At 60.0% G+C, this 21,288-nt stretch carries 22 protein-coding genes and 1 tRNA gene; 18 read left to right on the plus strand and 5 right to left on the minus strand.

Annotated features, from left to right (window positions below; genetic code table 11):
- The 4 genes from secD to queA form a co-directional block, all read right to left on the minus strand.
- Positions 1–1,869, minus strand: coding sequence for a protein translocase subunit SecD (gene secD / locus QZ497_RS03640; RefSeq protein ID WP_295471159.1), 1,869 nt, complete (start codon positions 1,867–1,869; stop codon positions 1–3).
- 61 nt (positions 1,870–1,930) lie between these two features.
- The gene (yajC, locus tag QZ497_RS03645) at positions 1,931–2,272 is read right to left on the minus strand and encodes a preprotein translocase subunit YajC (protein WP_295471160.1); all 342 of its coding nucleotides are present in this window, start codon (positions 2,270–2,272) and stop codon (positions 1,931–1,933) included.
- Positions 2,273–2,325: 53 nt separating this feature from the next.
- A complete protein-coding gene (tgt, locus tag QZ497_RS03650) occupies positions 2,326–3,441 on the minus strand; it encodes a tRNA guanosine(34) transglycosylase Tgt (protein ID WP_295471571.1) in 1,116 nt (371 codons plus the stop codon).
- Positions 3,442–3,455: 14 nt separating this feature from the next.
- Positions 3,456–4,520 carry a tRNA preQ1(34) S-adenosylmethionine ribosyltransferase-isomerase QueA gene (queA, locus tag QZ497_RS03655; protein ID WP_295471162.1) on the minus strand — a complete coding sequence of 355 codons (1,065 nt, stop codon included), beginning with the start codon at positions 4,518–4,520 and terminating at the stop codon, positions 3,456–3,458.
- Positions 4,521–4,643: 123 nt separating this feature from the next.
- On the opposite strand from queA, the gene QZ497_RS03660 reads away from it, so the two are divergent.
- The 17 genes from QZ497_RS03660 (at position 4,644) to QZ497_RS03740 (ending at position 18,903) form a co-directional block, all read left to right on the plus strand.
- A tRNA-Leu gene (locus tag QZ497_RS03660) sits at positions 4,644–4,728 on the plus strand.
- 207 nt (positions 4,729–4,935) lie between these two features.
- On the plus strand, positions 4,936–6,141 hold the full coding sequence (locus tag QZ497_RS03665) for an integrase arm-type DNA-binding domain-containing protein (protein ID WP_295471163.1): 1,206 nt from the start codon (positions 4,936–4,938) through the stop codon (positions 6,139–6,141).
- A complete protein-coding gene (locus QZ497_RS03670) occupies positions 6,141–6,824 on the plus strand; it encodes a hypothetical protein (protein ID WP_295471165.1) in 684 nt (227 codons plus the stop codon). The genes QZ497_RS03665 and QZ497_RS03670 overlap by 1 nt, the downstream gene beginning before the upstream one ends.
- A gap of 112 nt (positions 6,825–6,936) precedes the next feature.
- Positions 6,937–7,161 (plus strand): AlpA family transcriptional regulator, encoded by a 225-nt coding sequence (locus QZ497_RS03675; protein WP_295471166.1) that lies wholly within the window; start codon positions 6,937–6,939, stop codon positions 7,159–7,161.
- 411 nt (positions 7,162–7,572) lie between these two features.
- A complete protein-coding gene (locus QZ497_RS03680) occupies positions 7,573–7,731 on the plus strand; it encodes a hypothetical protein (RefSeq protein ID WP_295471167.1) in 159 nt (52 codons plus the stop codon).
- Positions 7,728–7,976, plus strand: a complete 249-nt coding sequence (locus QZ497_RS03685) for a hypothetical protein (protein WP_295471168.1) — start codon at positions 7,728–7,730, stop codon at positions 7,974–7,976. Before QZ497_RS03680 ends, QZ497_RS03685 begins: the two co-directional genes overlap by 4 nt.
- Complete coding sequence (locus QZ497_RS03690; protein WP_295471170.1) at positions 7,973–8,221, plus strand: hypothetical protein; 249 nt, start codon at positions 7,973–7,975, stop codon at positions 8,219–8,221. The genes QZ497_RS03685 and QZ497_RS03690 overlap by 4 nt, the downstream gene beginning before the upstream one ends.
- Before the next feature lie 2 nt (positions 8,222–8,223).
- Positions 8,224–8,631, plus strand: a complete 408-nt coding sequence (locus QZ497_RS03695) for a virulence-associated protein E (RefSeq protein WP_295471172.1) — start codon at positions 8,224–8,226, stop codon at positions 8,629–8,631.
- Positions 8,628–9,890 (plus strand): AAA family ATPase, encoded by a 1,263-nt coding sequence (locus QZ497_RS03700; protein WP_295471173.1) that lies wholly within the window; start codon positions 8,628–8,630, stop codon positions 9,888–9,890. The genes QZ497_RS03695 and QZ497_RS03700 overlap by 4 nt, the downstream gene beginning before the upstream one ends.
- Entirely contained in the window at positions 9,890–10,180 is a 291-nt protein-coding gene (locus tag QZ497_RS03705; RefSeq protein ID WP_295471175.1) for a hypothetical protein, read from the plus strand. Before QZ497_RS03700 ends, QZ497_RS03705 begins: the two co-directional genes overlap by 1 nt.
- Before the next feature lie 120 nt (positions 10,181–10,300).
- The gene (locus QZ497_RS03710) at positions 10,301–10,504 is read left to right on the plus strand and encodes a hypothetical protein (protein ID WP_295471176.1); all 204 of its coding nucleotides are present in this window, start codon (positions 10,301–10,303) and stop codon (positions 10,502–10,504) included.
- A gap of 245 nt (positions 10,505–10,749) precedes the next feature.
- On the plus strand, positions 10,750–11,424 hold the full coding sequence (locus QZ497_RS03715) for an HK97 family phage prohead protease (protein WP_295471177.1): 675 nt from the start codon (positions 10,750–10,752) through the stop codon (positions 11,422–11,424).
- Positions 11,425–11,433: 9 nt separating this feature from the next.
- Positions 11,434–12,579, plus strand: coding sequence for a phage major capsid protein (locus QZ497_RS03720; RefSeq protein WP_295471179.1), 1,146 nt, complete (start codon positions 11,434–11,436; stop codon positions 12,577–12,579).
- 557 nt (positions 12,580–13,136) lie between these two features.
- Positions 13,137–13,823, plus strand: coding sequence for a hypothetical protein (locus QZ497_RS03725; RefSeq protein ID WP_295471181.1), 687 nt, complete (start codon positions 13,137–13,139; stop codon positions 13,821–13,823).
- Between the two features lie 211 nt (positions 13,824–14,034).
- On the plus strand, positions 14,035–14,625 hold the full coding sequence (locus QZ497_RS03730; RefSeq protein WP_295471183.1) for a hypothetical protein: 591 nt from the start codon (positions 14,035–14,037) through the stop codon (positions 14,623–14,625).
- Positions 14,626–15,142: 517 nt separating this feature from the next.
- Positions 15,143–16,774, plus strand: coding sequence for a methyl-accepting chemotaxis protein (locus QZ497_RS03735; RefSeq protein WP_295471184.1), 1,632 nt, complete (start codon positions 15,143–15,145; stop codon positions 16,772–16,774).
- 188 nt (positions 16,775–16,962) lie between these two features.
- Complete coding sequence (locus QZ497_RS03740; RefSeq protein ID WP_295471186.1) at positions 16,963–18,903, plus strand: methyl-accepting chemotaxis protein; 1,941 nt, start codon at positions 16,963–16,965, stop codon at positions 18,901–18,903.
- Between the two features lie 28 nt (positions 18,904–18,931).
- Here the strand turns inward: QZ497_RS03740 and QZ497_RS03745 are convergent, their stop codons facing one another.
- Positions 18,932–20,110: a GGDEF domain-containing protein gene (locus tag QZ497_RS03745; protein ID WP_295471189.1), complete on the minus strand. Its 1,179-nt coding sequence runs from the start codon at positions 20,108–20,110 to the stop codon at positions 18,932–18,934.
- Positions 20,111–20,388: 278 nt separating this feature from the next.
- On the opposite strand from QZ497_RS03745, the gene QZ497_RS03750 reads away from it, so the two are divergent.
- Positions 20,389–21,174, plus strand: a complete 786-nt coding sequence (locus tag QZ497_RS03750; protein ID WP_295471190.1) for a transporter substrate-binding domain-containing protein — start codon at positions 20,389–20,391, stop codon at positions 21,172–21,174.
- The last annotated feature ends 114 nt before the right edge of the window (positions 21,175–21,288 follow it).

Consider the following 21,288-nt stretch of genomic DNA (forward strand, 5'->3'; position numbering starts at 1 on the left):
TTAAATCCACAACTTCTTGAAGTCACGCCCGCCGAAGATCAGGTTGATCATTGCGCGAGTCACCATGATGGCCGTGAACATGGAGGTGAAGATACCCAGCGACAGGGTGACGGCGAAGCCTTTCACCGGGCCGGTACCCATGGCGTAGAGAATGCCGCCGACCAGCAGGCTGGTCAGGTTGGCGTCGAGAATCGCCGTGTAGGCACGGTCGAAACCTTCGTTGATGGCACGCTGCACGCTCATGCCATTGGCCAGCTCTTCACGGATACGCGAGAAGATCAGCACGTTGGCGTCGACCGCCATGCCCATGGTCAGCACGATACCGGCGATGCCCGGCAGGGTCAGCGTAGCCCCCAGCAGCGACATCAGCGCCAGCAGCGCGACCATGTTGAAGGCCAGTGCCACGGTAGCGATGAGACCGAAGAAGCGGTAGATCGCCATGATGAACAACGACACGAAGAGCATGCCCCACAGCGAGGCATCGATACCCTTGGCGATGTTGTCGGCGCCCAGGCTCGGGCCGATGGTGCGCTCTTCAGCGAAGTACATCGGTGCAGCCAGGCCACCAGCGCGCAGCAGCAGGGCCAGCTCGGACGACTCACCCTGGCCGTTCAGGCCAGTGATACGGAACTGGCTGCCCAACGGCGACTGGATGGTCGCCAGGCTGATGATCTTCTTGTCTTCCTTGAAAGTCTGCAGCTGCACTTCCTTCTCGACGCCATCGACCATCTGCTTGGCATAGGTGGTCACCGGGCGTTGCTCGATGAAGATCACCGCCATGCTGCGACCCACGTTGCTGCGGGTCGCACGGCTCATCAGCTCACCGCCATGGCCGTCGAGCTTGATGTTCACCTGCGGACGACCGTGCTCGTCGAAGCTGGCCTGGGCGTCGGTGACCTGGTCACCGGTGATGATCAGACCACGCTCGACAGCGGCAGGCGGACGATTGCCTTCACGGAACTCGAAGGTCTCGGTGGTGGCCTTGGTGTCATCCGGGCCGGCGCCGAGACGGAACTCCAGGTTGGCGGTCTTGCCGAGAATACGCTTGGCCTCGGCGGTGTCCTGCACACCTGGCAGCTCGACCACGATGCGGTTGGCGCCCTGGCGTTGTACCAGCGGCTCGGCCACACCCAGCTCGTTGACCCGGTTGCGCACCGTGGTCAGGTTCTGCTTGATGGAGTATTCGCGGATCTCCGCCAGCTTGGCCTGGGTCAGGGCCAGGCGCAGGGTGACGATACCGTTCAGCTCGGACGGGGTAATTTCGAAATCGGTGAAATTCTTGCGAATCAGGTCGCGGGCCTGGTCACGCTCGGCATTGTCGCTGAAGCCCAGCTGGATGACATTGTTCTGCTGCGGCAGGCTGCGATAACGCAGCTTCTCTTTGCGCAGCAAGGTCTTGACCTCACCCTCGTACACGTTCAGGCGCGCATCGATGGCCTTGTCCATGTCCACTTCGAGAAGGAAGTGCACACCGCCCGAAAGGTCCAGGCCCAGCTTCATCGGGTGAGCGCCCAGGTTGCGCAGCCAGGCCGGAGTGGTCCGGGCCAGGTTCAAGGCTACGACGTAGTCGTCACCCAGCGCCCTGCGCACCACGTCCTTGGCTGGCAACTGGTCTTCCTGGCGGGTCAGGCGCAACAGGCCACCCTTGCCATTCGCGGCGAGGCTCGCCGCCTTGACCGAGATACCCGCGTCGGTCAGCGCCTTGCTGGCCTTGTCGAGATCGGACTGGTCAACCTGCAGGGCCGTGCTCGTGCCACTGATCTGGATCGCCGGATCATCAGGATAGAGGTTGGGTGCGGAATAAATGAAACCGATCGCCAGTACCACCAGGATCAGTAGGTATTTCCACAGAGGGTATTTGTTCAGCATCACGCCGCCCGCTTAGAACGCGGGGCGCCTTGCGCGCCCCGTCGATTGGTAGATATGGAACTCAGAGCGCCTTGAGGGTGCCCTTTGGCAGAGTGGCTACAACCGAGCCCTTCTGGATTTTCAACTCGACGTTATCCGACACCTCGATCACCACAAAGTCGTCAGTGACTTTGGTAATTTTTCCGGCGATACCGCCAGCGGTCACAACTTCATCGCCTTTCTGCAGGTTGCCCAGCAGGTTTTTCTGCTCTTTGGCGCGCTTGGCCTGTGGACGCCAGATCATCAGATAAAAGATGACCAGGAAGCCGACCAGGAAGATCCACTCAAAGCCAGTACCCGCCGGACCAGCAGCGGCCGCAGGTGCAGCACCGTCCGCAAAAGCGGGGGAGATGAAAAAGCTCATTTAGCGCTCCATTTTCATAATTGGTATGTAAAGCAGGAAAAACTCGCGGTGTTTCAGCCCAAAGGCGGCACCGGAAGGCCGCGCTTGGCATAGAAGACTTCAACGAAGTCGGCCAATTTACCCTGTTGGATAGCCTCGCGCAAACCAGCCATCAGCCGCTGGTAATGCCGCAAATTGTGGATCGTATTGAGCATGCTACCCAGCATTTCCCCGCACTTGTCCAAGTGGTGCAGGTAGGCGCGGGAGAAGTTCTGGCAGGTGTAGCAGTCACAGGTCGGATCCAGCGGCGAATCATCATGGCGATGGAACGCATTGCGGATCTTCAATACACCGGTGTCGATGAACAGATGACCGTTGCGGGCATTACGGGTCGGCATGACGCAGTCGAACATGTCCACACCGCGGCGCACACCTTCGACCAGATCCTCGGGTTTGCCTACTCCCATCAAGTAACGAGGTTTGTCTGCTGGCATCTGGCCGGGCAGGTAATCGAGCACCTTGATCATCTCTTCCTTCGGCTCGCCGACCGACAGGCCGCCAATCGCCAGGCCGTCGAAGTCCAGTTCGCTCAGACCTTCCAACGAGCGCATGCGCAGGTTCTCGTGCATGCCGCCCTGGACGATGCCGAACAACGCCGCGTCGCTGTCGCCATGGGCGATCTTCGAGCGCTTGGCCCAGCGCAGCGACAGCTCCATGGAAGTGCGCGCAACGTCTTCGCTGGCCGGGTACGGCGTGCATTCGTCGAAGATCATCACGATGTCCGAACCCAGGTCGCGCTGCACCTGCATCGACTCTTCCGGGCCCATGAACACCTTGGCGCCGTCGACCGGCGAGGCGAAGGTCACGCCCTCCTCCTTGATCTTGCGCATCGCGCCCAGGCTGAACACCTGGAAGCCGCCGGAGTCGGTGAGAATCGGCCCCTTCCACTGCATGAAATCGTGCAGGTCGCCGTGGGCCTTGATGACCTCGGTGCCCGGACGCAGCCACAGGTGGAAGGTGTTGCCGAGGATGATCTGCGCGCCGATGGCCTCGATGTCACGCGGCAGCATGCCTTTCACCGTACCGTAGGTGCCCACCGGCATGAACGCCGGGGTTTCCACCACGCCACGCGGGAAGGTCAGGCGGCCACGACGGGCCTTGCCGTCGGTGGCCAGCAGTTCGAAAGACATACGACAGGTGCGGCTCATGGGTGATCCTCCGGGTTGGATTCCCGGGGCCCCGTGGGCGCGGGATTGCGGGTGATGAACATCGCATCACCGTAACTGAAGAAGCGGTACCGCTCTTCGACGGCAGCCTGGTAGGCGGCCATGGTCTCGGGGTAACCGGCAAATGCGGAAACCAGCATCAGCAGCGTGGACTCCGGCAGGTGGAAATTGGTCACCAGGGCATCGACCACATGGAAAGGCCGGCCTGGGTAGATGAAGATGTCGGTATCGCCGCTGAACGGCTTCAACTGGCCGTCACGCGCGGCACTCTCCAGCGAACGCACGCTGGTGGTGCCCACGGCGATGACTCGCCCACCCCGCGCCCGGCAGGCGGCCACGGCATCGACCACATCCTGGCTGACTTCCAGCCATTCGCTGTGCATGTGATGGTCTTCGATGCGCTCGACACGCACCGGCTGGAAGGTCCCGGCACCGACATGCAGGGTCACGAAGGCGGTCTCTACGCCCTTGGCGGCGATGGCTTCGAGCAGCGGCTCGTCGAAGTGCAGGCCAGCCGTCGGCGCGGCCACGGCACCGGCGCGCTCGGCATACACCGTCTGGTAGCGCTCGCGGTCGGCGCCTTCGTCGGGGCGGTCTATATAAGGAGGCAACGGCATATGCCCGACTCGGTCCAGCAGCGCCAGCACCGGCTCGGCGAAGGCCAGCTCGAACAGCGTGTCATGACGCGCCACCATGGTCGCCTCGCCGCCGCCATCGACCAAGATCGACGAGCCGGGCTTGGGCGACTTGCTCGAACGCACGTGGGCCAGCACGCGATGGCTGTCCAGCACACGCTCCACGAGAATTTCCAGCTTGCCGCCGGAAGCCTTCTGGCCGAACAGCCGCGCCGGAATCACCCGGGTGTTGTTGAACACCATCAGGTCTCCGGGGCGCAGGTGCTCCAGCAGGTCGGTGAATTGACGATGAGCCAGGGCGCCGGTAGGGCCATCCAGGGTCAACAGGCGGCTAGCCCGCCGCTCGGCCAGGGGATGGCGCGCGATCAGGGCATCGGGAAGGTCGAAGGTAAAGTCGGCAACACGCATGATGGTGAGGGGGGTCGTCCAGCAGGGCCGGGAAGTTTAGCGGTTTTGCCAGCAATAGTAAAAAACCCTCGGAAATCATGGTTGACCGCCTGCCAGGGCCTCCCTATACTTCGCGGCCACTGAGCCCTGATGGCGGAATTGGTAGACGCGGCGGATTCAAAATCCGTTTTCGAAAGGAGTGGGAGTTCGAGTCTCCCTCGGGGCACCATGTATACTTATCCAGTGTTACCCAAAACACCCGGATAACCAGAGAAACCGGCCATTGAGCCGGTTTTTTTGTGTCCATAGTTCCCAGCGATTCCCTTGTAAGCCCAATGTGATGTGAGTAGATTTGTGAGTAGGCCGAGTTCGGTCCTGAATCCTACTCACAAAACGGCCGCAATCCTGCGCCGGCCGGCCACTGCGAGGAACGCCCGTGGCACTCACAGATACCGCCATCCGCACCGCAAAACCCCGCGACAAACTCTACCGTCTCGCAGATGCTCAGGGCCTATGCCTGGAAGTGACGACTGCTGGCGGGAAACTCTGGCGCCTGCGCTACCGTTTCGACGGTAAGGCCAAGATGCTGGGCCTTGGCCCCTACCCTGCTGTTACGCTTGCCCAAGCTCGCGAGCGCCGAGACGCTGCACGCAAGCTGCTTGCACAAGGCATTGATCCCAGCGCCCATAAACAGCAGGAAAAGGCCGCAGCCGCCGCCCAGGCGCTGACAATCGAGACGCTGGCGCGAGAGTGGTTCGACTACAACCAGCCACGATGGGCACCGGCTACCGCCGCCAAGGCGCTCCAGTATCTGGAGGCTGACATATTTCCGGTGATCGGCAAGCGACCTGCCGCCGAGGTCCAGCGCCCGGAGCTGGTCGACCTGGTGCGCAGGATCGAGAAGCGCGAAGCCTTCAACGTGGCGCGCAAGGTTCGTCAATGGCTGAGCCAGATTTTCCGCTTCGGGCTCGCCAAGGGTGTGGTGCCCGGCAACCCAGCCACCGATCTGGACGTGGTGGCCGCCCATGCGCCTCGCACCCGCCATCATCCGCACGTATCAGAAAGCGAATTGCCGGAGCTGCTGGAGAGGCTGGAGGCCGCGCAGTGCGATATCCATAGCAAGATAGCTATACGCCTCTTGCTGCTCACTGCTGTTCGACCTGGAGAGCTACGGCTGGCGCCGTGGGATGAGTTCGACCTGGATACGGCGACCTGGACGATTCCAGCGGCCCGGATGAAGGCCAGGCGCCCCCACATCGTCCCTCTGCCGCGCCAGGCCGTCGTCCTGCTGCGCAACCTGCACGAACTGACCGGCACCTACCCCATCGCCTTCCCTGGACGCAACAACCGCTCCAGGCCGATGAGTGAGAACACCGTTAATAAGGCCCTCGCCACAATGGGGTACGAAGGTCGCCAGACCGGCCACGGTTTCCGCCACCTGCTGAGCACAAGCCTCAACTCTCGAGGCTACAACCGCGACTGGATTGAGCGTCAGCTTGCCCACGGCGATCAGGATTCGATCCGCGACACCTACAACCATGCGCATTACCTGGAACAGCGCCGGGAAATGATGCAGGCATGGGCTGATGCGGTAGACGCACTTTGCAATGGTGACAATGTTGTACCTATCAGGAGAGCCTAATGAGCCTTGAGTTCAAAAATTCAGCCGGACCCAGGAGTGATGTTGTCTCTCTTCAAGAAATGGTCACTGTGAGCGCCCCGAGCGAGCTTGGCTGTAGCAAGCTCGAATCGGTAATGCACTTACACAAGCTTTTCAAAATGATTGCCCAGAACTTCAATGAAAAGTTCTTACCTAAAGATTCTTGCTGGGTAAGCACCCCAAAAAACCCAGAAAATGCACACAACCGATACTCAGTTAGCGTTCAATCAGTTATTGAATACCTAAACAAGTGTGTATTCCCTGGCACAGTTGAATGTCATCGAAAAGATGAAATAACCGAGAGTGTTGGCGACCAATTTATTGTATTTAGGCCATCAGCCTGGATCGAGTTCATCGAGTCGCTCGGCGTTGCATGGATTCCTGGAAAAGGCGCCAGCTTAGTTTCCGACATACCAATAAACCTGCTCAAAGGCAGCCCAAACTTAGAGAAAACTACTAATGGATTTCCATACTCAACCAGACAGCTAAACGCTATGAAGAAAGCCGCAGAACACTTTTGGATAAGCTTCGATCATCAAAGACCCCCACTTCAAAAGACAGTTTCAGTCTTCATTGCTGAGTCATTAGGATTGGACGGCCCGAACCGAACAACAAACACTCTAGCCGCCGCAATAAGGCCCGACGATGCACCGAGCGAACGATGACACTCGCAGAGTGACGCTATGACGCGTCACCATGTCAGCGTTGTATGTCACGTTGCCGTTTCTATTCAATCAGTAGCCATCGCAACCCACACCGCCCCAGGAGGCGCAGACGATGGCTACCACTTCCAGCAATTCCCAACCTTCCCGCCGCTTCATCAAGCGCCAAGAAGTCGAGTCGATCACCGGCCTCTCCTGCACCGAGATTTATCGTCGCGTTGCCGCTGGCACCTTCCCTAAGCAAATCACTCTCGGGCCAAAATCCGTTGTTTGGGTCGAAAGCGAGATCATTACCTGGTGCGACGACCGTATCGCAGAATCGCGTTCCGAGGTGGCCTAAGTGACCATTCTGCACTCCAGTCGTGCCCTTTTTCTCCAGTCGTGCCCATGCCCTACGCTGGGCACTACTGAGGGCACAAGGGCACGACTGCACAAAGCAGTATCATTGCGCCATCACGACGAATGGCAGATAATCGGCCTTGCAAGCAGTCGTGAGTCGCGTTATCTTCCGGTCAAATCCATGGTCAATCCCATGGTCGGGCGTAGGAACCCGGAAGGATCAAGGCGCAACAGCGCCCCCATTACGATTGCAGGCGCTTTTTTTACGCCCGCATTTTTTATGGCGGCTGTGTGTGGGCAGGCTTCGGCCTGGCCGGATTCCTTGATTCCCGGTATTCCTACCCTGCACACAGCTGCCACCCAATCCCGTAGGAAGGATCGTGGCAGTTCCTCGAATCAAGGAGCTACGCCCATGACTAGCATCATTCCGCCAGCAATCCGCGCACTTGCTCACCGCCGCATGGCATTGAGTGCCCTTCGCGCAAAATCTTCTCTCTCTGTTCGCTTGAAACGCTACAACCACCACATGGAACAAGTCCGCGCCTTGGAAGGCCAAGGCGGTGTGCAATGACCCTTCCTCCAGCAGTCCGTATTGCAGTCGATGGCCTGGACAGCATTTATTCTATACAAGAAGGCTTTTTAAATATCAAAGCCGTTCTAACCCTAATTCAAGACCACCCTTCCGCTAAATCTCCGATTCCAGAACTGACTCTACTTGGATTGTTAGAAGTTGAAGACTGGCTTACCCGTAGCGCCCAGTGGGCTGACCTTATGCAGACTGAGCTGGATAATCTTTGCATAGAGGGTTTCCAATGAAGAGCTCGCCAAATACCGATATTGCAAATACCGCCTTCGATCAACTTCAAGCAGCCAAGGAGCAAGTGGACTGGTTGGGGGCGTTTATCTGGTCGATAAAAGACTCACTCAAGAACGACCGCCCAGAACATACCCAAACCCTTGTAGGCGTTGCAGGCTATCTGGCAAGTGAATACAGCGAGTGCCTGGGTAACGAAATCAACTTGTTAGATAAGCGGCTTCTCGCTTCCAACGCAGGTAACTGACCATGAAAACTCAAAACGGCGCACTTGCGCCGACGGGATCGGCTTGCCTGGAAAACGTACTGAGCCGCCTCGACAAAGTTAAATCTGCTGGCGCTGGTAAATGGAATGCGTGCTGTCCGGCACATGACGACAAGAGCCCCAGCTTGAGCATTAAGGAAGCTTCTGACGGTGTGGTTCTGCTCAAGTGCTGGGCTGGCTGCACGGCCCTGGACATTGTTTGCGCCATCGGCCTTGAGCTGCGCGACCTGTTTCCCGGCGTGAAGCGCGAACGCAACGGCCCGAGCCGTGCCGCTGTGCAACACGAACAAACCATCTACCGCATCGGGTCGGCGCTCCTTGAGCAAGGCCCGTTGACGGGTAAAGACCTGGAGCGTTTCAACCTGGCCAAGCAGCGCCTGGGGGTCGTATGAAAAAAGAAGATCCGTATGCCGCGCAGTGGGAAGGCGCAGCCCCCGCACAGCAGCGCACAGAGCCACCCATGCTCTGGCGAGTAAATGCCGTGCGCGCCGCCGATATCAAGCCGGTACCGATCCGCTGGCTGTGGCCTGGCTGGCTGGCGCAAGGCAAGTTGCACATTTTGGCAGGCGCTGGAGGTACAGGGAAAACCACCTTGCTCCTGGGTCTGATCGCCACGATCACCACTGCCGGTCGCTGGCCGGATGGCGAGCACTGCGGCCAGCCCGGTAACGTGCTGATCTGGTCCGCCGAGGATGACCCATCCGATACGCTGGTGCCGCGGCTGATCGCTGCAGGTGCAGACCTCAACCGCGTGGCGATCATCCAGGGCCGGATCAACGTCCGTGGAGAGGCTGACCCCTTCGACCCGTCGAATGATATCGGCCTGCTGCGCGAGACAGCCCGCGAAATGGGCGGCGTGTCCCTGCTGATGCTCGACCCGGTGGTCAGCGCCGTGAAGGGTGATATGCACAAAGCCAACGATGTGCGCCGCGGCCTACAGGGCGTGGTGGACTTTGCCGAGCAGAACCTGTGCGCCGTGGTGGGTATCTCCCACTTTGCCAAGGGCGGCATGGGGACCAGTCCAGCAGATCGGGTGATCGGCTCGCAAGCTTTCTCGGCCCTGGCCCGTACCGTGCTGGTGGCCGCCAAGCAGCAAGACTCCGATGCCCGAGTGTTGGCGCGTGCCAAGTCGAACATCGGCACCGATGAAGGCGGTGTGTCCTACACCATCGAGCCTTGCACCATTGACGGTGGTATCGAGACCACCTGCGTGGCCTGGGGTGACATGGTGACGGGATCGGCCCGCGAGATCCTGGGCGACGTTGAGGCGGTCGATGACGAACGTCTGGACGACAGCGACGACCCTGCCGAGGCGCTGCGCCGCATCCTCACCAGCGGACCACTCACAGGCAAGGAAGCCAAACGCCTGATGACCGGCAACGGTTACACGCAAAAGCAGATCCGCAATGCACGGGAAAAGCTGGGCGTTGTGACCGCTCGATCTGGGTTCGGTGGAGAGACTGTAGTGCGCTGGTCACTCCCGCAAGCAGCTGGCGAGTTCGCCCCCTTTCCGCCAGTCGTGCCCACTGATGACCAGTCGTGCCCAGCCTTGGGCATGGGCACGACTGGAGAAAAAGGGCACGACTGGAAGGGATTCATCAAGCAAGGACTCCCGCCGCAGCTCTTCGAAGATGACTCGGAGGAGATCTGATGGCCGCACTCGCCTACCTCACCGGCCTGGGCTTTTCCGCAAGGTTGAGCGGAAAGCGGGTACGGATTTCACCAGCCAGCCAGCTCACTGACCCGATCCGCGCCTACATCAAGAACCACCGCCTGGAGCTGATCGCCGAGCTGGCTTCCAACGATGGCATAGAGCGGCGCTGCCATTGGCAGGTCACGCGCAATGGTGAGCCGCTCTGCACCATGGTGGGTGAACCGATGACGCGAGCAGAAGCACTGGGAAACGCTCGCTGGCGGTGGCCTGACGTTGATATTCGATAGCGACAGCCACAATGCAGACCTTACAGAAACCTAATTCGTGTTTTCGCAAAACCGCTGTAGGCCCCGTCATTCAAGGCCTACAGCAGCTAACCCGATTCTATAACTGAGGAGGAATTCATCATGACCCAGCAACGGCAGCTAAACGTGCGCGGCGCGTTTCCGCGTGAACTGGCCGCACTGATAGCAGCAAAGGCCAGCAGGATGGCCCAAGAGTTCGAAGATCGAGCCATTGAGCAGATGGTCAGGGACGCGAAGCGAGCCATCGGTATGGGCGTCAGCGCTGACCAGATCGCCCGCGAACTTGGGTTGACCCAGGGGGGCTAACCGAAAGTCTGAGAGCTCCAGGCAGGAAATGGTCCTCCCCAGCTTTCTTCTGTACCCGCGAAATATAAAGTTCGGGAGTGGCGCATATAGCGACTCCCCGACCTTCCGAAGTGAGCTTGGCGCTCTGGTCGCGCCACCGTATACTGGCTACCCATACAGCGCGTGATGTGCTGTACCCCGTCCAGTTGCGCGTGATGCGTTCCCTGAGCGGCAAATGATCCTATTTGCTCTGAGAGAGAACACCTATGCGCCCATTTCAAACCGCGCCCCTGCAACTCAAGTTCGCCGCTGACCAAGCGGTGGGCAGCTTCACCGGCTACGCCTCGACCTTTGGTGGCGATCCAGACTCACACGGTGACGTGATCGCACCCGGTGCGTTTGCTGCCAGCCTGGCCAAGCACTCTGCGGCCGGCACTCGTCCAGCGTTGCTATGGCAGCACGATCAAGCCAACCCCGTCGGCGTGTGGGATTCCTTTGAGGAAGACGCTCAGGGCCTGCTGGTCGTGGGTCGCCTGACCCTTGACGTACCGCAAGCAAAAGCAGCCCACGCCCTGGCCAAAGACGGCGCGCTGGCGCTGAGCATTGGCTACTCGATCCCACCCGGTGGTGCCGAGCTGGTGAATGGTGCTCGCCTGTTGAAACAAATTGACCTGGTGGAGGTGAGCCTTGTGGCCATCGCTGCCAATCCAAGCGCCCGGATCGTCAGCGTGAAAAGTGCTTTCGATCCGAGCAACCCGAACCCTCGGGATTTTGAACGCGCCGCACGTGATGTGCTGGGGCTCTCGGCCCGCGAAGCCAAACGGCTTATGTCGGGCGGCTGGAACGGACTTGTTCGCGATGAACAGCCCGACGACAGCGCAGAACTTGCCGCCATCGCGGCAAAACTCCAAGCCATCACTGCGAGCCTTCAAGGCCGCTGAGGAATACTTATGTCACTGGAACTGTTGACCAAAGCCGTTACCGACCACGGCGCTGCTGTTGCAGCAATCGGCGGCAAGATCGATGAGGCCCAGGAGGGTATCAAACAGTTGAGCAATCGCATGTTCGTGTTGGAGCAAGGCGCTGCCAGTGGTGCTGATTGGCTCGACAGCGGCAGCCAGAGCGGGCTGGGATCGCGGCCAGAAACGGCTATCAAGACCTTCACCAAGTCGGCGCAGTTGAAGTCGATGCAGGAAGGCGCTCAAAGCACTGGCCGTGTAGAGCTGGCGCAGGTGAGCATCAAGGCGCTGGTCAATGATGGTCGTGGCCAGGCTGGTGACAGCGGTGTCATCGTCCCGCCACAGCGTGCTGCTGGCATCTACAACGATCCGCGCCCGGTACTCTCTCTGCTGTCAATGCTGCCCAGTATCCCGGTCACCAGCGGGAGCTATGAGTACACCCAGCTCAAGGCCATCACCGGCGGCGCTGACTACCAGGTGAAGGAAGGCGACCTCAAGGCAGAGACGGACTTCGAGCTGGTGCCGGCCACTGCCAACATCAGCACCATCGCGCACTGGACCCGTGCCTCGGTGCAGATCCTGGACGATGCCCCAAGCCTGGAGGTCTACGTCAGCAACCTCCTGACCTACGGCGCCATGCAGAAACTTGAGCGCGAACTGCTGGTAGGCACGTCTGCCACCGGCAAGATCGAGGGATTGGTGGCGCAGTCCACGCCATTCGTGCCGGCCACCACCGACAGCCCGACCGATCGCCTGGGCAGTGCCGTGGCCAACATGAAGGCTGCCGGATGGAACCCGAATGTGATCGTTATCAACGCCCTGGACTGGTTCGATATCACCAAGACCAAGGCGGACGGCTCCGGCACCTATCTGATGGGCTCGCCGCAGAACCCTGCGCCTCAGACCTTGTGGAATTGCACCGTAGTGCCGACGCCGGGGATCCCCCGTGGCACAGCGCTGGTGCTGGACAGTGCCCAGGTGGCGGTGCTGGACCGCATGGCCCCTGCTGTGATTGCCAGTCGATTCGACCGCGACAACATGGTGACGAACATGATTACCCTGCTGGCCGAACTGCGCGCCGGCCTTGCCGTGTTCAGTGAGGCGGCTGTTTACTCGGTTGCCATTACCGCAGCCTAAGCGGCCCGAGAGGGGCTTTAGGACAGGGGTTAGTCGGTGAGTACCCTGGATCGGAATTAACCCCGACAGCTCGCACGGATCACCACAGAGATTGCACCGAGCCGGTGGCGAGCATAGAGCCCGACTGAGGGATTCAGATCGGGCTTTTTCATGCCTGGCGGATGGGGCTGTCGAAACTTCAACGTCTTTCAGCGGAAATCGTCCCCCGCCCTCTTTACGCAAAACCGCGAAATGGGACCTTTTTTTCAGTCCCGAATCGGGTCAAAAATCAGGGAAAAAACTACGGATTAATGAGCGCTATGGGCGGGGGACGATTTCCCGCGCAGCGCCTGCAAGCTCTCCCATGGCCCCCTTGCCGGCCTGGTCAACGGTGGCACAAAGATCAACAGTAACCACCCGCGCGTGGCAAATCCTATCCTCCGGGTACGTCGCTGCTGATAAGAAAACCTGCAATCGATACGCACCAGCGTTTAACCATCAATCTTTGTCCAACAAACTGTTACCTTGAGCGTGCAAATTTTGCATAGGGTCACCACAAGCCAAAGAGGAAAATAGGTATGGAAACCTGCTACATGTGCGACCAGCCTCAGACCGGAAAAGAGCATGTCCCTCCTCGCTGCATCTTTCCTGAGGGTAAAGATTCTCCGCGAAAAACCTACCGAACCAATCTTTTTACGGTTCCCTCGTGCGATGCTCATAACTCAAGAAAGTCAAAAGAAGACGAATTCTTTCTGATTTATATGGCCAGTTGCGCAAGCGCGAATCAGGTCGGAATTCTCCACCAGCAAACGAAACTGATGAGAATCGTCGAGCGTAAACCGCATGTGTTTGCAGAGATGTTGAAAAACTCCATGCCCGCCACCTTGGATAAAGGCCAAGGTAGGATTGAAGAAACATGTGCATTTCTCCTAGACAGAGAGCGCGTCAATACTCAGTTGGAGCACATAGCGCGTGCGCTGTACTTCTGGCATTACAAATCGAAATGGCTCAGCCCTTTGATCGTTATCCCTCTTCAAGGACTCACGGACAGTGATCAAAGCGCGAACGCAGCCGCCATTAGTATCGCCGCACGCTCAGCAGGTTTGTTGCGAAGCCTTCCCCGATTGGGCAGCAATCAAGACGTTTTTTACTACCAAGTTGTTGATGATGAAGACGGGCAGGTTATACATGCCGTTTTTTTTGATGGAATGAAGATAGCCTTTGCATATCCAACAACGTTCGAGCATGAGCCGCTTGAAAGCTGAGCACCTTTCTATAATCGGCCACTCCCCCGTAGGTCAAACGCAGTAGATAGCTTCAGACAGAGCCATCTTAGTTCTGGCCGCCGATGGGTAACCAGCCGGGCACGGTCCGTGCACCAGAGCCGCACGTGCTGCAGCCGAGTGAGATCGCCTCAAACCCGAGGGCATCTGCTAGTGTGGATGCTCACTGCACCCACAACATGGAGTAAACAGGATGCCTTTTCAATCAATGATGAAGGACCAGATCGACCTGCTTAAGCAGGATGGAACACGTAAAACCGGGATAAAAAGCAGTGTACAGAGAGACAAGATCATCACATTCGACAGCTCGGTCATCATCGAGCCGAACGATTTGCTGATAAGAGTCACCTCAAACGGGGCGGAAGAAACCTACCAGGTAATCGACCCAGTTTTCCACGAGGGCCATGGAGGCATACCCTCTAACTATCAGATAGTGGTCAAAAAGCTCGGAGTACCCGAAGCGAAGCAGCATGTTCAAAGCATCACGTTCAACGTCACCGGCGCGGGTGCGCGCGTCAACTCAAACTCGACAGACAATTCCACGAATACCATCAACACCGGGTCGCAGGCTTTCGGCCACCTGGAGACAATCAGGAGCGGCCTCGCATCTGCCAACCTTTCGCCAGAGCAGACTAAAGAGGCCTCTGATGTGCTGGAAGCTGTAGAGCAGCAGCTCTCAACCGACAAGCCAAACAAGACAGTGGTCAAAGCCCTGCTGGACGCCCTTCCGTCGGTGGCAAGCATCGGGTCAGCGGTGGCATCGATTCTTTCGTCAATTGGGTGAGGCGTTTGTCGAGCAGATTACATCGCGAAGTGCAAAGGTAAGCGGTGATAAGAACACCATTCCAAATGTGAGTAGGATTGTGAGTAGACCGGAAGAAAACTCTTCTCACATTTCAGTATTTAAAGGGGCTATACGTAACAATTCGAGTCTCCCTCGGGCACCATCTACAGGTTTGCAGATGCATCTGCATCACAGCAAAACCCAACTGAACCGCCAATCTGGCGGTTTTTTTGTGTCCGCCGTTTCGCCTGCGTCCCGGCTACGCCCTGCCTCGCTCCATCACCGCGCCGTCCCTACCCCCTCTCTCGCCCCCTGAATCCAACCTACGGGCTTCGTCCGCGCCCTGCCCGACCTCGCCCGAAAAATAGTTGAGCAAAGAAAACTTGTACAAGGAACTTTATCTGTACAAGCCAAATCTCAACGACATCATGGAATGAAGTCAATAAGCCATCACCTCGACACTCATGAACGAGCCTGCCGGTGGGGCATTTCGTCAACGGCCAATGAGCAGATCATCATGTTCTCGTCCCTGAGCATTTCCAAGAAGTTGTACGCAGGCTTCGGCATTGTCACCCTTATCATCGCTCTGCTCGTCGCGGTGTCATGGCATGGCTTCAACGAGGTATCCACCAGCGTACGCAGCAACATTCATAGCTATGCAGTGTTGAACCAGGCCGATGCACTGCTGCGCAGTCTGGTGAACATCGAGACCGGCATGCGCGGCTATGCGCTGACCGGAAAAGAGGACTTCCTCGATCCGCTCAAGCAGGGTTCTGACGACTTCGACCGTGAATTCGCGCAAATCAAACGCAGCACCGCCGACAATGCCGAGCAGCAGGCGCGCCTGGAGCGCCTGCGCAGCAACTATCAGCAGTGGATGAGCGAAGGTATCCAGGGCAAGCTGGCGCTGCGCCGGGCCGTCAACGACGGCAGCCAGCCATTCAGCGCCCTGGTAACGGAAATCAGCACCGGTCGTGACAAGGCTCGCATGGACGCCATGCGCCAGGTGCTGGGTGAGCTGCGTGACGCCGAGGTGGCTCTGCAGAGCCAGCGCACCGCGGCCATGGACGACGCCAAGTCATTTGCCCTGAGCATGCTGGTCGGGGGCGGTGCAGTGGCCGCTCTGCTCGCCGTACTGATCGCCTGGTCGCTGTCCAGCGCCCTGGTGCGGCGTATCAGCCAGGCTGTCGAAGTGGCCAAAGCCATTGCCGGCGGTCGCCTGGACAATGCCATCGAAGCCAAAGAAGGCGACGAAGTCAGCACCCTGCTGCAGGCCTTCGCCGCCATGCAGGAGCGTCTGCGCAGCATGATCGGCCAGATCCGCATGGGCGCCGAGCAACTGGTCAGCGCCTCGCAGAACATCTCCAGCGCCTCGACGCAGCTTTCCGCATCGGCGCAGGAGCAATCCCAGGCGGCGTCTTCGATGGCCGCCACCGTCGAAGAACTCACCGTCAGCATCAATCATGTGGCTGACAACGCCAGCGACGCCCACGCGCTGTCGACCGAGTCCGGACGCCAGTCCACCGAAGGCGGCAACGTGATTCAGAGCACCCTGGGCAGCATGCAGCGCATCGCCGACACGGTGCAGGCGTCCGCCAGCCAGATCGCCACGCTGGACCAGCACGCCGAACAGATTTCCAGCATCGTCAGTGTCATCAAGGGCATTGCCGAGCAGACCAACCTGCTGGCCCTCAACGCCGCCATCGAGGCGGCACGTGCCGGCGAGCAGGGCCGAGGCTTCGCCGTGGTGGCCGATGAAGTGCGCTTGCTGGCCCAGCGCACCGCCAACTCCACCCAGGAAATCACCGACATGGTGGTGAAGATCCAGCAAGGGACTCAGGAGGCGGTGGGCAGCATGGAGGTGGGCGTCACCCAGGTAAAGAGCGGTGTCGAGCTGGCTCAGCAGGCCGGCGAGGCAATCGTCAATATCCGCGAGTCCTCGGGCACTGTGGTCCGGGTCGTGGACCAGATCTCCCTGGCGCTCAAGGAGCAGAGCATGGCCAGCCAGGACGTGGCGCGCAATGTCGAGCGCATCGCGCAGATGTCGCAGCAGAACAGCCAGGCCGTAGAACAGACCAGTACCACCGCCCGCGCGCTGCAGGCCCTGGCGCAAGATCTGGAACGTCAGGTGCGGGTCTTCGTGTACTGACCCCTCCCGCCAAGCCGAGGCCTGCACGGGCCTCGGCGATCATCGCAACGCCAGCAACAATCCCGCCCGCTTTGTACACCAACCCTTCATAAAGTATTCACCGTTCAAGCCGAAGATTCAGACAAGCATCAAATGGCCACTTTCCTGCCTGGTCGTTTGCGTCTTTCTCCTTGGACGGTGGCATTCTGATGAAAATAAAGAACAAGCTCATCCTCGCGTTCGTGCTGGCGGCCTTCCTGCCCGTCAGCCTGGTCGCGGTCATCTCCGTGCTGAACATCCGCACCCAGGCGGTGGATCAGTTCGTCGACGGCAGTACCCGAGAGATTCGCCAGATCGACGGCAACATCCGGCAGTTCTTCGATGCCAACGTGCAGAACGTCGACCAGATGGCCACCGACCCGATCTACACCTCGGCCAAGAGCCTGAAGAACTACACCGGCGCCGATGCCGCCAGCCAGCCGTTGCCGGCCGAGGCACAGCGGGTCATCGACGAGTTCGCCCGCTACGGCAAGAACCATCCGGCGGCAGCGATCCTGTCCATCGGCCTGGAAGACGGTACCTACGCCAAGTGGCCAGACGACCCGCAACTGTCGAAGTACGACCCACGCGCACGCCCCTGGTACAAGGCGGCCATGGCCAGCCCCGGCAAGACCGTGCGCACACCCGCCTACTACTACGACAAGGACGCCGTGGCTCTGGTCGGCACCGCGCGGACCTTGCTCGACGAAACCGGCAAGGCCAAGGGCGTGTTCGTGGTCAGCGTCTCGCTGAAGAATCTCACCGAACTGCTCAAGAGCATCAAGCTCGGCCAGAGCGGCTACGTGATGCTGGTCGAAGACGGCACGGTGCTGGTCGACCCGCGTGACGCGGCGCACAACTTCAAGCCGCTCAAGGACCTCGGCGAACCTTATGCCAAGCTGGCCGCCACCCCCTCAGGCATGACCGAGGTGGAGATCAACGGCGTCACCTACATGGCCAACGTCTGGACCTCGCCAGTGCTGGGCTGGCGCTACATCGGCCTGATCGAACGCTCCGAAGTGATGGCCGGCGCCACCCAGATGACCTACCTGACCCTGGCCATCGTGGCCGTGCTGGTGGTGATCCTCGCCGGCCTGGCCGCCGCTCTGGCCAAGGTCATCGTACGTCCCATCGGCCAGGTCAGCAGCGGCCTGCAATCGATCGCCGATGGCGAAGGCGACCTGCGCAACGACCTCAAGGTGCAAGGCAAGGATGAAACCGCCGAGCTGGCCGGCTGGTTCAACCAGTTTCTGGCGGCGATTCGCCAACTGGTGCAACGCATCGGTTCAGCCTCGGCCAACCTGCAGGATGCCTCGCACGTCAACAGCCAGGTGGCCAGCGACATGAACCAGGCCGCAGGGCGTCAGCGCCAGTCGGTAGAGCTGGTGTCCACGGCCTTCAACCAGATGGTCTCGACCGCCAACGAGGTGGCCCGCTCGTGCAGCGCCGCCGCCTCCTCGGCCGAGAGCGGCCATCAGCGGGTCACCGAAGGCAAGCAGCAGATCGAGCTGAGCACCCAGAACGTCAACCGCCTGAGCCGTCGTATCGGCGAGTCGTCCCAGGCCATGGTCAAGCTCGAAGAAGGCAGCCGCAATATCAACCAGATCCTCGGCACCATCCGTGCCATTGCCGAGCAGACCAACCTGCTAGCCCTCAACGCGGCCATCGAAGCGGCCCGCGCCGGCGACCAGGGCCGTGGCTTCGCGGTGGTGGCCGACGAGGTGCGGGCCCTGGCCAAGCGCACGGCCGACTCCACCGGCGAGATCGACCAGTTGCTCAATGCGCTGGGCAACAAGACTCATGAAGTCGCTCAGAAGATGGACAGCTGCCTGGAGCTGTCGCAAGCCAGCGTGTCTTCCATCGAGAACGCGCTGGACAGTTTCGAAGGCATCCAGCTTTCGGTGAACGAAATCCGCGACCAGAACCTGCAGATTTCCGCAGCCGCCGAAGAACAGCACAGCGTGGCCGAAGAGATCAACCGGCACATTCAGCAGATCTACGACGAAGCCCAGCTGGTGGAGAACCTGGCCAGCTCGGCACAGGAAGACTCAGGTCGCCTGTCGCAGCTGTCGGATGAACTCAACGGGCTGGTGGGTCGCTTCAAGTCTTGAGGCGCAACCGCTACCCGGCGTTTTGGGCTCAGACCGGCTGACGGCTGGCCACACCCAGGCGCGTACGGTCTACAAGCTGCAGCGTGTCGCGCCCGCCGCGCTTGGACTGGTAAAGGGCCTCGTCCACCTGTTCGATCAGCACCGCCAGGCTACCGGGCGGCTGGTCGAACAGGCTGGCGCCAATGCTCAGGGTCACCGGCTGGGGCGTGGAAAAGCTGGCCGATGTGACGGCATTGAACTGCTCGCGCAGCGCATTGCCGATGCTCTCCACCCGCTCACGCGAGGCGTGCTTGAGGAGAATCGCGAACTCATCGCCTCCCAGACGGGCCGCCAGTGCCTGCTCGGGCAGCAGCGAACGTATCTGCTCACTGAGCGTGACCAGCAGGTGGTCACCGGCGGTGTGCCCGTGCAGGTCGTTCACGGGTTTGAAGTTGTCGACATCGATCAATAGCAGCGCCCCCGGCGTTACCACAGACACCTCATCGAGCAGCGCAGCGGCGCGGACTTCAAAGGCACGACGGTTGTACAGCGCCGTCAGCGGGTCGCGTGCGGCCAGGTGGGCCATCTGTTTTTCCCGACGGTGACGCTCGGAGCCGGTCATCGACACGGCGATCAACATGATCGCCATCACCCCTTCGACCAGGGAAATCTGGATGATCTGTCCACGCAGCGCCGCCAGGTCGAGCAAGGTGCCAGGCAGGAACACCGACAGCCCCTTGAGCAGATAGAACAGGCCGTGAAGCAGCAGCACGAAACGCAGCTGCACCGCCCCGACACTCAGCGAACGGCCATGAGGCTGCAGCAACAGGCTGGCACGCAAAGCCAATGCCGCCACCAGCAGCGAATTGACCAACAACATGGTCTTCGACCACTGCGGCCCTTCCGGCAGCAGCAACAGCGCCACCCAGAACGGCACGATCAGGTACCAGCCTCGGGACAACCGGGTGTCGGTGAAGCGCGCCACGCCGAACAGGAACAACCAGTGCGCGAAGATCAACAGCCCGTTGGCGAACCAGATACCCAGAATGAGGATGCCGCTGGTGCGCAGCAACGACAGGCCACAGCCCAGAAAGATGGTCGCGAACCCCGCGCTCCAGAACAACAGCGCCGGCGCTCGCACGCTGCGCCACTCGATGGCCAGGTGCAACGCTGCCGACGCCGCGAGGGCTAGAGAGAGGACCAGCATGGTAACGGGGTCGAGGGCCATAGACTGCCGGACCTGTATCGGGAAAAAAGGGGCGGATTGTATGCATTTCCTGGGCGTCGGACAGCGAATTTTCCATTACTGCGACGCCCGGTGCCGGTGCCCGGGGTTGGACTGCAACATGGTAGTTCATCGCCGCCATTCGGGGCAGACCGATAGCAGCCATTTGCCACAAATATCCCGGCTTGCGAGCGGGCAGGCAGCATGCCTCGCCAAGGTGCGTGGCCCTGGCAAAACCGGCTACCCTGTCGGCCTTCATACCAACAAGCGAGTAACCGCCGATGAAACTGCAAACCCGTGCCCTTACCGCCCTGCTGCTGGGGCTTTCCGGCCTGGCCCAGGCCGAGCAACCGTCGTCGCACCTGGACAAGGTGCAGCAGAGCGGCGAATTGACGGTATGCACCACCGGCGACTACAAGCCCTACACCTTCCTGCGTACCGATGGCGACTACGAAGGCATCGACATCAGCATGGCGCGCAGCCTGGCGCAAAGCCTGGGCGCCAAAGTGACCTGGGTGCCGACCACTTGGAAAACCCTGATGCCCGACTTCCAGGCCGGCAAATGCGACATCGGCATGGGCGGTATTTCCGTGACCCTGGAACGGCAGAAGAAAGCCTTCTTCAGTAACCCGTTGGACGTCGATGGCAAGATCCCGCTGGTGCGCTGTGAAGAGCAGGCCAAGTACCAGACCGTCGAACAGATCAACCAACCCTCGGTGCGCCTGATCGAACCGGCCGGCGGCACCAACGAAGCCTTCGCCCGTGCCCACCTGCCCAAGGCGCAGTTGGCGTTCCACGACAACAACACCATCTTCCAGCAACTGCTGGACAAGAAAGCCGACGTGATGATCACCGACTCCTCCGAGGCGCTGTACCAACAGAAGCGCCTGCCGGGGCTGTGCGCGGTGAACCCTGCGCACTACATGCAATATGGCGAGAAGGCCTACCTGCTGCCGCGCGACGACGTGGCCTGGAAAAGCTACGTGGACCAGTGGCTGCATCTGAGCAAAGCCACCGGGGCGTATCAGAAGATCCAGGGCGAATGGCTGGCCATGCCTGGCGAGTGAAGCCCTCTGGCGGCTGACGTCATCCCCTCCCGCAACGTAGGAGGGGGTGGCGAGGCGCGGTGGGTAGACGCGGACTGGCAGGTGAAAAACGCCTTAACTCATCAGACAACTGGT

It is taken from the genome of uncultured Pseudomonas sp. (assembly GCF_913777995.1).
Classification (GTDB): domain Bacteria; phylum Pseudomonadota; class Gammaproteobacteria; order Pseudomonadales; family Pseudomonadaceae; genus Aquipseudomonas.